Annotated in this window: 10 protein-coding genes; 9 read left to right on the top strand and 1 reads right to left on the bottom strand. The window is 56.7% G+C overall.

What is annotated here, in order from left to right:
* Positions 1–17 precede the first annotated feature (17 nt).
* The 3 genes from polB (at position 18) to rluA (ending at position 6,082) form a co-directional block, all read left to right on the top strand.
* Positions 18–2,375 (top strand): DNA polymerase II, encoded by a 2,358-nt coding sequence (gene polB, locus NWV12_RS03260; protein ID WP_048979023.1) that lies wholly within the window; start codon positions 18–20, stop codon positions 2,373–2,375.
* 128 nt (positions 2,376–2,503) lie between these two features.
* Complete coding sequence (gene rapA / locus NWV12_RS03255; RefSeq protein ID WP_048979024.1) at positions 2,504–5,410, top strand: RNA polymerase-associated protein RapA; 2,907 nt, start codon at positions 2,504–2,506, stop codon at positions 5,408–5,410.
* Positions 5,411–5,422: 12 nt separating this feature from the next.
* Positions 5,423–6,082, top strand: a complete 660-nt coding sequence (gene rluA / locus NWV12_RS03250) for a bifunctional tRNA pseudouridine(32) synthase/23S rRNA pseudouridine(746) synthase RluA (RefSeq protein ID WP_008502014.1) — start codon at positions 5,423–5,425, stop codon at positions 6,080–6,082.
* Between the two features lie 29 nt (positions 6,083–6,111).
* Here rluA and djlA read toward each other — a convergent pair whose 3' ends face one another.
* Entirely contained in the window at positions 6,112–6,927 is an 816-nt protein-coding gene (gene djlA, locus NWV12_RS03245; protein ID WP_008502016.1) for a co-chaperone DjlA, read from the bottom strand.
* A gap of 239 nt (positions 6,928–7,166) precedes the next feature.
* Here djlA and lptD point away from each other — a divergent pair, with 239 nt between their 5' ends.
* Genes lptD through apaH form a run of 6 tightly spaced genes read left to right on the top strand, consistent with a single transcriptional unit; the run spans position 7,167 to position 13,896 of the window.
* Complete coding sequence (gene lptD, locus NWV12_RS03240) at positions 7,167–9,518, top strand: LPS assembly protein LptD (RefSeq protein WP_048979025.1); 2,352 nt, start codon at positions 7,167–7,169, stop codon at positions 9,516–9,518.
* Positions 9,519–9,571: 53 nt separating this feature from the next.
* A complete protein-coding gene (surA, locus tag NWV12_RS03235) occupies positions 9,572–10,858 on the top strand; it encodes a peptidylprolyl isomerase SurA (protein ID WP_023310364.1) in 1,287 nt (428 codons plus the stop codon).
* Positions 10,858–11,844, top strand: coding sequence for a 4-hydroxythreonine-4-phosphate dehydrogenase PdxA (gene pdxA, locus NWV12_RS03230; protein ID WP_048979026.1), 987 nt, complete (start codon positions 10,858–10,860; stop codon positions 11,842–11,844). The genes surA and pdxA overlap by 1 nt, the downstream gene beginning before the upstream one ends.
* Positions 11,841–12,662 (top strand): 16S rRNA (adenine(1518)-N(6)/adenine(1519)-N(6))-dimethyltransferase RsmA, encoded by an 822-nt coding sequence (gene rsmA / locus NWV12_RS03225; protein WP_023310362.1) that lies wholly within the window; start codon positions 11,841–11,843, stop codon positions 12,660–12,662. Before pdxA ends, rsmA begins: the two co-directional genes overlap by 4 nt.
* A gap of 3 nt (positions 12,663–12,665) precedes the next feature.
* Positions 12,666–13,043 (top strand): Co2+/Mg2+ efflux protein ApaG, encoded by a 378-nt coding sequence (gene apaG, locus NWV12_RS03220; protein ID WP_023310361.1) that lies wholly within the window; start codon positions 12,666–12,668, stop codon positions 13,041–13,043.
* Positions 13,044–13,047: 4 nt separating this feature from the next.
* Positions 13,048–13,896, top strand: a complete 849-nt coding sequence (apaH, locus tag NWV12_RS03215; protein ID WP_023310360.1) for a bis(5'-nucleosyl)-tetraphosphatase (symmetrical) ApaH — start codon at positions 13,048–13,050, stop codon at positions 13,894–13,896.

The following is a 13,896-nucleotide window of genomic DNA, read 5'->3' as shown; positions in this document are numbered from 1 at the left end:
TTTTCTGGGATAACGGCGTGGCGCAGGCGCAAGAAGGCTTTTTACTGACCCGACACTGGCGGGATACCCCTCAGGGCACCGAGGTCGCGTTCTGGCTGGCAACCGACAGCGGTCCGCTGCACGTTACGCTGCCCCCGCAGGAATCCGTGACCTTTATTCCTGAAGCCCACGTCGAAAAGGTGAAGCAGCTGCTGCGCGGCGAAAACGGCTGGCGCATCACCCCGCTTGAGCTGAAAGATTTCCACCGCCAGCCGGTTTATGGCCTCTACTGTCGCGCCCATCGTCAGCTGATGCGCTATGAAAAGCTGCTCCGCGAGGCTGGCGTGACGCTCTATGAGGCCGATATCCGCCCACCGGAACGCTTTCTGATGGAGCGGTTCATCACCGCCCCCGTCTGGGTCGACGGCACCGCGCAGAGCGGCAGCCTCGTTAACGCGCGCCTGAAGCCAAATCCGCACTATCGCCCGCCGCTGAAGTGGGTCTCCCTGGATATCGAAACCACACGTCACGGCGAACTGTACTGCATCGGTCTGGAAGGCTGCGGCGATCGGGTTGTCTATATGCTCGGGCCGCCGAATGGCGATGCGTCCGCGCTGGATTTCCGGCTTGAGTACGTCAACAGCCGCCCGCAGCTGCTGGAGAAGCTTAACCAGTGGTTTGCCGACTACGATCCAGACGTCCTGATCGGCTGGAACGTGGTGCAGTTCGACCTGCGCGTCCTGCAAAAACACGCCGAGCGCTACCGCATCCCGCTGATGCTGGGGCGCGGAAACAGCGAGCTGGAATGGCGCGAACACGGTTTTAAGAACGGTGTTTTCTTCGCGCAGGCTAACGGCCGCCTGATTATCGACGGCATCGAGGCGCTTAAGTCCGCCTTCTGGAACTTCTCTTCATTCTCCCTCGAAGCGGTCGCACAGGAGCTGCTTGGCGAGGGTAAATCCATCGACAACCCCTGGGACAGAATGGACGAGATCGACCGGCGCTTTAATGAAGATAAACCGGCGCTTGCCACCTATAACCTGAAAGACTGCGAGCTGGTCACGCAGATTTTCCACAAAACCGAGATTATGCCGTTCCTGCTGGAGCGCGCGACGGTAAACGGCCTGGCGGCAGACAGGCACGGCGGTTCCGTGGCGGCCTTTAGCCACCTCTATTTTCCGCGCATGCACCGGGCGGGATACGTCGCCCCCAACCTCGGGGACGTGCCGCCGCAGGCAAGCCCCGGCGGGTACGTGATGGACTCCCGGCCAGGTTTGTATGACTCGGTGCTGGTGCTGGACTACAAAAGCCTCTACCCGTCGATTATCCGTACCTTCCTGATCGATCCCGTCGGGCTGGTTGAGGGCATGGCCCAGCCGGACGATGAGCACAGCACCGAAGGTTTCCTCGGCGCACGCTTCTCGCGGGAAAAACACTGCCTGCCTGAAATCGTGGGAAACATCTGGCACGGCCGCGATGAGGCCAAGCGCCACGGCAACAAGCCGCTATCACAGGCGCTGAAAATCATTATGAATGCCTTTTACGGCGTGCTGGGCACCAGCGCCTGCCGCTTCTTTGACCCGCGTCTGGCCTCCTCGATCACCATGCGCGGGCACGAGATCATGCGCCAGACCAAAGCGCTGATTGAGTCCCGGGGCTATGACGTCATCTACGGCGACACGGACTCCACCTTTGTGTGGCTTAAGGGCGCGCATTCAGAAGACGACGCCGCGCAAATCGGCAACGCGCTGGTCGCCTTCGTGAACGACTGGTGGCAGGAACATTTGCAGAAAGAGCAGTTAACCAGCGCGCTGGAGCTGGAATTTGAAACCCATTTCGCCCGCTTTTTAATGCCCACCATTCGCGGCACCGATCAGGGCAGCAAGAAGCGCTACGCCGGGCTGATTCAGGAAGGCGACGCGCAGCGGATGGTTTTTAAAGGGCTGGAGACGGTACGTACCGACTGGACGCCGCTGGCGCAGCAGTTCCAGCAGACGCTCTATCTGCGGGTGTTTCGCAATGAGCCCTATCAGGACTACGTGCGCGAGACGATAGCCAGCCTGATGGCGGGCGAACTTGACGCGCAGCTGGTATACCGCAAGCGCCTGCGCCGCCCGCTGGCGGAGTACCAGCGCAACGTTCCTCCGCACGTACGCGCCGCGCGCCTGGCGGATGAAGAAAACGTACGCCGTGGCCGCGCGCCGCAGTATCAAAACCGGGGAACCATCAAATACGTCTGGACCATTAGCGGCCCGGAACCCGTGGATTATCAGCACTCTCCTCTGGATTACGAACACTATCTGACGCGCCAGCTTCAGCCGGTTGCCGACGGAATTTTGCCCTTCATCGACGATGATTTTGCTACACTGGTTACAGGGCAACTTGGCCTATTTTGACGCGTGACGAAATGGCTGCCATCCAGTACCATAGCGCCCTTTCCATTCCTGGACCCATTTTTCGTTGACCGTCTTTTTTGACGGTAGCCGAACTATTGCCTGCAATTAAAGATTAGAGCCGAACAACTATGCCTTTTACACTTGGTCAACGCTGGATCAGCGATACAGAAAGCGAACTTGGACTAGGAACCGTCGTAGCAATCGATACGCGTATGGTTACCCTCCTCTTCCCTGCCACCGGTGAAAACCGTCTGTACGCTCGCAATGACTCCCCTGTTACCCGCGTGATGTTTAATCCGGGTGACACCGTGACCAGCCATGACGGCTGGCAGCTCAAGATTGAAGACGTAAAAGAAGAGAATGGACTGCTCGCCTACATTGGTACTCGTCTTGATACGGATGAAGCCAATGTCATCCTGCGTGAAGTGCTGCTCGACAGCAAACTGGTGTTCAGCAAGCCGCAGGACCGCCTGTTTGCCGGGCAACTCGACCGTATGGATCGCTTCTCCCTGCGCTATCGCGCGCGTAAGTTCCAGAGTGAACAGTACCGCATGCCGTGGAGCGGCCTGCGCGGCCAGCGCACCAGCCTGATCCCCCACCAGCTGAACATCGCCCACGACGTGGGCCGTCGCCACGCGCCGCGCGTGCTGCTGGCAGATGAAGTGGGCCTGGGTAAAACCATCGAAGCGGGCATGATCCTCCATCAACAGCTGCTTTCCGGCGCAGCCGAACGCGTGCTGATCGTGGTGCCAGAAACCCTGCAGCACCAGTGGCTGGTTGAGATGCTGCGCCGCTTTAACCTGCGTTTCTCCCTGTTCGACGATGAACGCTATGCCGAAGCGCAGCACGACGCCGACAACCCGTTTGAAACCGAACAGCTGGTCATTTGTTCCCTGGACTTCGTGCGCCGCAGCAAGCAGCGTCTTGAGCACCTGTGCGATGCCGAGTGGGACATTATGGTTGTTGACGAAGCGCACCACCTGGTCTGGAGCGAAGACGCGCCGAGCCGCGAATACATGGCTATCGAGCAGCTTGCCGAACGCGTGCCTGGCGTCCTGCTGCTGACCGCAACGCCGGAGCAGCTGGGTCTGGAAAGCCACTTCGCCCGTCTGCGCCTGCTCGATCCAAACCGTTTCCACGACTTTGCGCAGTTCGTGGAAGAACAGAATAACTACCGTCCGGTCGCCGATGCCGTCGCCATGCTGCTGGCGGGCAAGCGTCTTTCGGATGACGAACTCAACACCCTGAGCGATCTGATTGGCGAGCAGGATATCGAGCCGCTTTTGCAGGCTGCGAACAGCGACAGCGACAACGCGGAATCCGCGCGTAAAGAGCTGATCGACATGCTGATGGACCGCCACGGCACCAGCCGCGTGCTGTTCCGTAATACCCGTAACGGCGTCAAAGGCTTCCCGAAACGCGAGCTGCATACGATTAAGCTGCCGCTGCCGACGCAGTATCAGACGGCGATTAAAGTCTCCGGCATTATGGGTGCGCGCAAAACCCAGGAAGAGCGCGCCCGCGACATGCTTTATCCGGAACAAATCTACCAGGAGTTTGAAGGCGATACCGGCACCTGGTGGAACTTCGATCCGCGCGTGGAGTGGCTGATGGGCTACCTGACCGCGCACCGCTCCCAGAAAGTGCTGGTGATCTGCGCCAAAGCGGCCACCGCGCTGCAGCTGGAGCAGGTTCTGCGCGAGCGTGAAGGCATTCGCGCCGCCGTGTTCCACGAAGGCATGTCCATCGTCGAGCGCGACCGCGCCGCGGCGTGGTTCGGGGAAGAGGACAGCGGCGCACAGGTTCTGCTGTGCTCGGAAATCGGCTCTGAAGGCCGTAACTTCCAGTTTGCCAGCAACCTGGTGATGTTCGATCTGCCGTTTAACCCGGATCTGCTGGAGCAGCGTATCGGCCGTCTGGATCGTATCGGTCAGGCGCATGATATTCAGATCCACGTGCCGTATCTGGAAAAAACCGCGCAGTCCGTGCTGGTACGCTGGTTCCACGAAGGTCTGGACGCGTTTGAACATACCTGCCCAACGGGCCGCACCATTTATGATCAAGTGCATGGCGATCTGATCGGCTACCTGGCCGCGCCGGAAAACGCGGAAGGGTTTGATGAGCTGATCAAGTCCTGCCGTGAGAAGCACGACGCGCTGAAAGCGCAGCTGGAGCAGGGCCGCGACCGCCTGCTGGAGATCCACTCCAACGGCGGTGAAAAAGCGCAGGCGCTGGCTGAGAGTATTGAAGAACAGGATGATGACACCAGCCTGATCAGCTTCTCCATGAACCTGTTCGACATCGTCGGCATCAACCAGGACGACCGCGGCGAGAACCTGATTGTCCTGACCCCGTCCGATCACATGCTGGTTCCGGATTTCCCGGGCCTGCCGGAAGATGGCTGTACCATCACCTTTGAGCGTGACGTGGCGCTGTCCCGTGAAGATGCCCAGTTTATCACCTGGGAACACCCGCTGATCCGCAACGGTCTGGACCTGATCCTCTCCGGCGATACCGGCAGCAGCACCATCTCCCTGTTGAAAAACAAGGCGCTGCCGGTGGGCACCCTGCTGGTGGAGCTGATCTACGTTGTGGAAGCGCAGGCGCCGAAACAGCTGCAGCTCACCCGCTTCCTGCCGCCAACGCCCGTCCGCCTGCTGCTGGACAAAAACGGCACGAACCTGGCGGGACAGGTTGAATTCGAGAGTTTCAACCGACAGCTGAGCGCGGTAAACCGCCACACGGGCAGCAAGCTGGTGAACGCGGTACAGCAGGATGTGCACGCTATTCTGCAACTGGGCGAAACCCAGATTGAAAAAGCGGCCAGAGCGCTGATTGACGCCGCGCGCAGTGAAGCCGACGAGAAACTGTCTGCGGAGCTGTCCCGTCTGGAAGCGTTAAAAGCGGTCAACCCGAACATCCGCGACGACGAGCTGGCGGCGATTGAAAGCAACCGTCAGCAGGTGCTGGAAAGCCTGAATCAGGCTGGCTGGCGTCTGGATGCCCTGCGTCTTATCGTTGTGACGCATCAGTAAACGGAGCGCAAGATGGTGATGGAGCCTTACAATCCGCCTCAGGATCCCTGGCTGGTCATTCTGTATCAGGATGAACACATTATGGTGGTCAACAAGCCCAGCGGCCTGTTGTCCGTGCCGGGGCGTCTGGACGAGCACAAAGACAGCGTGATGACGCGCATTCAGCGCGATTATCCGCAGGCGGAGTCTGTCCATCGCCTGGATATGGCCACCAGCGGCGTGATTGTGGTGGCGCTGAACAAAGCGGCGGAACGCGAGTTAAAGCGCCAGTTCCGCGAGCGCGAGCCGAAAAAGCAGTATGTCGCCCGCGTCTGGGGCCACCCCGCGCAGGCGGAAGGGCTGGTAGATTTACCGCTGATCTGCGACTGGCCAAACCGGCCTAAGCAGAAGGTGTGTTACGAAACCGGCAAGGCCGCGCAGACCGAGTACGAAGTGCTGGAGTACGCGCCGGATAATACCGCGCGCGTCCTGCTTAAGCCGATTACCGGACGTTCGCACCAGCTGCGCGTGCATATGCTCGCCCTGGGTCATCCGATTCTGGGCGACCGCTTCTACGCGCCGCCTGAAGCGCTGGCCTTAGCGCCACGTCTGCAGCTGCACGCGCAGACGCTCACCATCACCCATCCGGCCTTCGGTAACGCGATGACGTTTAAAGCCCCGGTGGACTTCTAAAAAAAAGCCCGACATCGTCGGGCTTTTTCTTATTTGAAACCTTTCTTCTCTTTAATGAGCTCGTACGCCTTCTGGATTTCCTGCGCTTTTTGCTTCGCCATCTCCATCATTTCTGGCGGTAAGCCTTTCGCGACCAGTTTGTCCGGATGGTGTTCGCTCATGAGCTTACGATAGGCACGTTTAATCGTGGTCTGATCGTCAGAGGGCTTAACGCCAAGCACGTTGCAGGCGTCTTCCAGCGTCGGACCACGCTGCGCCTGCTGCCAGGCACCGCCGGACGACTGCTGGTGATAGCCGCCGCCAAACTGCGCCCCGCCCTGCATCATGCGCAGGAACTGGTCGAACTGCATGCGGGAGATGCCCAGCTCTTCCGCAATGACGTACAGCACGTCACGTTCATTAGGGTGAAGTGAACCGTCTGCGAAAGCCGCCTGGATTTGAATTTCCAGAAACATCCGAATTAAATCAAAACGTCCAAAGCAGATGCTGCGGAACTGACGCATTTTTTCGCGAAGCGGATAATTATCCGACTTACCGATGCGAAACGCATTTTGCGCTTCCAGACGGGAGTCGCCGTGCAGGTTCATGCGATCCATAAAGACGCTGGCAATCTGAATATCGGCTTCTGTGACACGCCCTTTGGATTTGGTTAAGTGCCCCATGACCTCAAAGGTGGTGGAGAAAAAGAGTGACTGACGCTCGCGCTGATTGGCAAACCAGGCCATTTTGCGGCTGCGCGCCTTATCAAACATATGGCCGATAATAAGCCCAAGCACAATCCCCCAGAACCCGGCACCCATGATGATGGCGAACGCAACGCCGATTATTTTACCCCAATACTGCATATACTCCCCGGATAGTCATATTCCTGGCCGACGCAACGTCATCATCACTGTGTTCAAGTCACGGTCAATTGAAGGACATCGCCTATAATTTGCTTTATCATACTCGTCATTCGATAGCGAGCCTAACACTCTGGCACGCAAACGGGCAGGATTAACGCTGGTACTGCGCAGATGAGTAAGATAGTCTCTGAGCGTTTGTAAGCCGTAGCCACTGATGACGGAACAATAAAATACAACGTATGAAAAAACGTATCCCCACCCTCCTGGCCACAATGATTGGCTCCGCCCTGTACAGTCAACAGGGGCTGGCGGCCGATCTCGCCTCGCAGTGTATGCTTGGCGTTCCAAGTTATAATCGCCCACTGGTGAGTGGCGATACAAATAGCTTGCCGGTAACCATTACTGCCGACAGTTCGAAAGGGACTTACCCTGACAATGCCACCTTTACGGGCAATGTCGATATTAACCAGGGCAATAGCCGCCTGCAGGCAGATGAAGTGCAATTGCACCAGAAACAGCCGGAAGGTGCGGCCGAGCCGGTACGAACGGTGGATGCGCTGGGTAATGTGCACTATGACGACAATCAGGTCATCCTGAAAGGTCCGAAAGCCTGGTCAAACCTGAATACTAAAGATACTAACGTCTGGAAAGGTGATTACCAGATGGTGGGTCGCCAGGGGCGCGGCGACGCTGACCTGATGAAACAGCGCGGCGAAAACCGCTATACGATCCTGGAAAACGGTACGTTCACGTCATGTCTGCCGGGTTCCAATACCTGGAGCGTGGTCGGTAGCGAAGTTATCCATGACCGCGAAGAACAGGTCGCAGAGATCTGGAACGCCCGCTTTAAGCTGGGCCCTGTACCCATATTCTACAGCCCTTATCTACAGCTACCCGTGGGTGACAAACGCCGCTCCGGTTTCCTGATCCCGAATGCCAAATACAGCACGTCGAACTACTTTGAGTTCTACCTGCCGTATTACTGGAACATCGCGCCAAACATGGATGCGACGATCACGCCGCACTATATCCACAAGCGCGGCAACATCATGTGGGAGAACGAGTTCCGCTATCTGACCCACGCCGGTGCGGGTCTGATGGAGCTGGATTATCTGCCGTCGGATAAAGTCTTCCAGGACGAGCATCCGACCGAAGGCGATAAACACCGTTGGTTATTCTACTGGCAGCATGCCGGGGTGATGGATCAGGTGTGGCGCTTTAATGTTGACTACACCAAAGTTAGCGATTCGTCTTATTTTAATGACTTCTCGTCCAAATACGGCTCAAGTACCGATGGCTATGCCACACAGAAATTCAGCGTAGGCTATGCGGTACAGAACTTTGACGCAACCGTCTCGACCAAGCAATTCCAGGTATTTTCTGACCAGTCCACGTCTACCTATGGGGCAGAGCCACAGCTGGACGTTAACTGGTATCAGAATGATGTGGGTCCATTCGATACCCGAGTTTACGCTCAGGCGGTACATTTCGTTAACACGGATTCGGACATGCCTGAAGCGACGCGTGTTCACCTTGAGCCGACGATCAATCTGCCGTGGTCTAACGACTGGGCGAGCCTGAATACCGAAGCCAAGCTGATGGCGACTCACTATCAGCAAAAAAATATCGATAATTACAATGCCAGTAGAAATGCCGACCTTGAAGAGTCGGTTAACCGAACGCTCCCGCAGTTCAAAATGGACGGCAAGCTGATCTTCGAACGTGATATGGCTATGCTGGCGGATGGTTATACCCAGACGCTTGAACCGCGTATGCAGTATTTATACGTGCCATACCGCGACCAGAGCAAAATCCAGAACTACGACTCCTCTTTACTGCAGTCTGACTACAGCGGCCTGTTCCGCGACCGTACTTATGGCGGTCTTGACCGCATCGCGTCTGCTAACCAGTTAACGACCGGCGTCACAACACGTGTTTATGATGATGCTGCCGTTGAACGTTTTAACGTTTCTGTTGGTCAAATCTACTATTTCACCGAGTCACGCACCGGTGATGACAACATTAACTGGGAGAAAGATAACAAAACGGGATCGCTGGTCTGGGCGGGAGATACTTACTGGCGTATGACCGATCGTTGGGGTCTGCGCGGTGGTGTGCAATATGACACTCGCCTCGATAATATTGCCACAAGCAGTGCTGCTGTTGAGTACCGTCGCGATGAAGACCGTATGGTCCAGTTGACGTATCGTTACGCCAGCCCGGAATATATTCAGGCAACATTGCCATCTTATGCTGGCTCAGAACCCTATAAAGACGGTATTTCGCAGGTGGGTGGCGCAGCGAGCTGGCCAATCGCCGACCGCTGGTCAATCGTAGGCGCTTACTACTTTGACACTAACGCTAATAAACCTGCTGACCAGATGGTGGGTCTGCAATATAACTCCTGCTGTTACGCGCTGCGTGTCGGCTACGAACGCAAGCTTAACGGCTGGAACAGTGAAAACAATCAGAGCAAATACGATAACGTGATTGGCTTTAACTTCGAGTTACGCGGCCTGAGTTCCAACTACGGTCTGGGTACGCAGAAAATGCTGCGCTCGAATATTCTGCCGTACAGTAGCGCCTTGTAATGTGCTTGATTTGCAACGTAATCCGCTTTGCGGTTAATTGAAATGGAAAAAGTATGAAGAACTGGAAAACGCTGCTGCTCGGTGTCGCTATGGTTGCGAATACCAGCTTCGCGGCCCCCCAGGTTGTTGATAAAGTCGCTGCTGTGGTTAACAACGGCGTCGTGCTTGAAAGTGACGTTGACGGTCTGATGAAATCGGTGAAGCTCAATTCGGGCGAAGCCGGTCAACAGCTTCCTGATGACGCCACGCTTCGCCACCAGATCCTGGAGCGTCTGATCATGGATCAGATCGTTCTGCAGATGGGGCAGAAAATGGGTGTGAAGGTCACTGACGAGCAGCTCGATCAGGCGATCGCTAACATCGCGAAGCAGAACAATATGTCTTTAGACCAGATGCGCAGCCGCCTGGCCTATGACGGCATCAGCTACGCCACTTACCGTAACCAGATCCGTAAAGAGATGCTGATTTCGGAAGTGCGTAACAACGAAGTGCGTCGCCGCGTCACCATCCTGCCTCAGGAAGTGGACGCGCTGGCAAAACAGGTGGGTAACCAGAACGATGCGAGCACAGAGCTGAACCTGAGCCACATTCTGATCCCACTGCCAGAGAACCCAACGTCCGATCAGGCTGCGGAAGCAGAAAGCCAGGCGCGTTCGATTGTTGAACAGGCGCGTAACGGCGGCGACTTTGGCAAGCTGGCAATCACCTACTCCGCTGACCAACAGGCGCTGAAAGGCGGCCAGATGGGCTGGGGACGTATTCAGGAGCTGCCATCTATCTTTGCCCAGGCGCTGAGCACGGCGAAGAAAGGGGATATCGTTGGTCCTATCCGTTCAGGCGTGGGCTTCCACATTCTGAAGGTGAACGATCTGCGCGGCCAGAGCCAAAATATCTCCGTCACCGAAGTTCACGCTCGCCACATACTTCTGAAACCGTCACCGATCATGACTGACGATCAGGCGCGTGTGAAGCTGGAACAGATCGCAGCTGACATTAAGAGCGGTAAAACCTCATTTGCGAAAGCAGCAAAAGAGTTCTCTCAGGATCCAGGCTCTGCTAACCAGGGCGGCGATCTGGGCTGGGCGGCTGCGGATATCTACGATCCTGCCTTCCGCGATGCGTTGATGAAGCTGAACAAAGGCCAGATCAGCGCGCCGGTCCACTCTTCATTTGGCTGGCATCTGATCGAGCTGATGGACACCCGTAACGTTGATAAAACGGATGCGGCACAGAAAGACAGAGCCTACCGTATGCTGTTTAACCGTAAGTTCTCTGAAGAAGCCGCAACCTGGATGCAGGAACAACGCGCCAGCGCTTACGTGAAAGTTCTGAGCAACTAATGAAACAGCATCGTGTTGTTATCACGCCCGGCGAACCCGCCGGGATTGGGCCTGACCTCGTTGTCCAGCTCGCCCAGCGCAGCTGGCCGGTAGAACTGGTTGTCTGCGCCGATGCAACACTGTTACAAGACCGGGCAACGCTGCTCGGTCTGCCTTTAACGCTCATCCCTTACGTTGAAGGCCAACAGCCAGCACCGCAGCAAGCCGGTACCCTCACCCTTCTTTCTGTTCCCCTTCGTACGCCGGTTATTCCGGGCCAGCTCAGCACGGAAAACGGCCACTATGTCGTTGAAACCCTGGCGCGCGCCTGCGACGGTTGCCTGAAGGGCGAATTTGCCGCCCTGATCACCGGCCCCGTCCACAAAGGCGTCATCAACGAAGCGGGTATACCCTTTACCGGGCATACGGAGTTCTTCGAAGAGCGCTCGCACAGCCCGAAAGTGGTGATGATGCTGGCGACGGAGGAAATGCGCGTTGCGCTGGTGACCACCCATCTGCCGATCAAAGCCATTCCTGATGCGATCACCCCTGAACTCCTGAGCGAGATCATCGGGATTTTGCATCACGATCTGCAGACAAAGTTTGGGATCCCGCAGCCGCACGTGCTGGTCTGCGGCCTGAATCCACACGCCGGTGAAGGCGGGCACATGGGTACCGAAGAGATCGACACCATCATTCCGGTACTCAACGAAATGCGGGCGAAGGGGATGAATCTCAGCGGGCCGCTGCCTGCAGATACCCTTTTCCAGCCGAAATACCTGGATAATGCCGACGCCGTGCTCGCGATGTACCACGATCAGGGTCTGCCCGTGCTAAAATACCAGGGCTTTGGCCGCGGGGTGAATATCACCCTCGGTTTACCCTTTATTCGAACGTCCGTTGACCACGGTACTGCGCTGGATCTGGCAGGCCAGGGGAAAGCGGATGTCGGCAGTTTTATTACGGCGCTTAATCTCGCCATCAAAATGATTGTTAATACTCAATGACTAATCGAGTCCACCAGGGCCACTTAGCCCGTAAACGTTTCGGGCAAAACTTCCTTAACGATCAGTTCGTGATCGAAAGCATTGTCTCGGCTATTAATCCGCAAAAAGGTCAGGCGATGGTCGAAATCGGCCCGGGCCTTGCCGCGCTGACCGAGCCGGTAGGCGAACGCCTCGACGAGCTGACCGTCATCGAACTGGACCGCGATCTGGCCGCACGCCTGCAAACGCACCCGTTCCTCGGGCCGAAGCTGACCATCTATCAGCAGGACGCCATGACCATGAACTTTGGCGAACTGTCCGAAAAAATGGGCCAGCCGCTGCGCGTGTTCGGCAACCTGCCGTACAACATCTCCACGCCGCTCATGTTCCACCTCTTTAGCTATACTGATGCCATTGCCGACATGCACTTCATGTTGCAAAAAGAGGTTGTTAACCGTCTGGTTGCAGGCCCGAACAGTAAAGCGTATGGTCGTTTAAGCGTGATGGCACAGTATTACTGCAACGTGATCCCGGTACTCGAAGTACCGCCGTCAGCGTTCACACCACCACCAAAAGTGGATTCAGCGGTTGTGCGCCTTGTGCCGCACAAGACGAAACCGTATCCGGTTAAAGATCTGCGCGTACTGAGCCGCATTACCACAGAAGCCTTTAACCAGCGCCGTAAAACGATCCGTAACAGCCTGAGCAATTCGTTTACCGTTGAGGTGTTAGCCGAGCTGGGGATTGACCCGGCAATGCGTGCGGAGAACATTTCCGTAGAGCAGTACTGCAAGCTGGCTAATTACATCAGCGATAATGCGCCGCCGAAGGAGAGTTAAGCCATGATTGATTCGCCCCGCGTATGTGTCCATGTACAAAGCGTCTATGTTGAATCACAGTCCTCACCGGACGAAGAACGTTTTGTTTTCGCTTACACCGTGACCATTCGCAATCTGGGGCGGATGCCCGTGCAGCTGCGCGGGCGCTACTGGCTTATCACTAACGGCAATGGTCGCGAAATCGAAGTTCAGGGCGAAGGTGTGGTCGGTGAACAGCCCCACATCGCCCCTGGCGAAGAGTATCAGTACACCAGCGGCGCGGTGATTGAAACGCCGATGGGTACCATGCAGGGCCATTATGAAATGGTCGACGTCGATGGCAATGATTTCCGCGTTGCCATTCCTGTGTTCCGTCTCGCCGTAACCACACTCATTCATTAATCTAATGTCTACATATCTGATTGGCGACGTTCACGGTTGCTACGATGAACTGATCGCATTATTAAAACAGGTCGACTTTACGCCAGGACAGGACACGCTCTGGCTGACGGGCGATTTAGTCGCGCGTGGCCCCGGCTCCCTTGAAGTATTACGTTTCGTCAAATCGCTGGGCGATAGCGTGCGCATGGTGCTGGGCAATCACGATCTGCATCTGCTGGCGGTTTTCGCCGGGATCAGCCGCAATAAACCTAAAGATCGCCTCACCCCACTGCTGGATGCGCCGGACGCGGACGATCTGATTAACTGGCTGCGCCGTCAGCCCCTGCTGCAGATCGACGAAGAGAAAAAGCTGGTCATGGCGCATGCCGGGATCACCCCGCAATGGGATCTTGAGACGGCGAAAACCTGCGCGCGTGACGTTGAGGCGGTGCTGGCAAGCGACTCGTATCCTTTCTTCCTCGATGCCATGTACGGCGATATGCCGAACCACTGGAGCGAGGATCTCAGCGGTCTGGCCCGTCTGCGCTTTATCACCAACGCGTTCACCCGCATGCGCTTCTGCTTCCCGAACGGACAGCTGGATATGTATTCCAAAGAGACGCCGGAGAGCGCGCCCGCGCCGCTCAAGCCGTGGTTTGCCATTCCGGGACCGGTGACAAGCGAGTACAGCGTGGTATTTGGCCACTGGGCTGCACTGGAAGGAAAAGGAACACCGGAAGGGATTTACGGTCTGGATACCGGATGCTGCTGGGGCGGAGAGTTAACCTGCTTACGCTGGGAAGATAAAGCTTACTTTGTGCAGCCGTCCAACCGACAGCTGGACCTGGGGGAAAGCGAGGCCGTTGCCTCCTGA

The organism is Enterobacter sp. Crenshaw, assembly GCF_024734705.1.
GTDB classification, from domain to species: Bacteria; Pseudomonadota; Gammaproteobacteria; order Enterobacterales; family Enterobacteriaceae; genus Enterobacter; species Enterobacter asburiae_B.
Note: the sequence above shows the minus strand (reverse complement) of the source record. Positions and strands in the feature narration are given on the sequence as shown.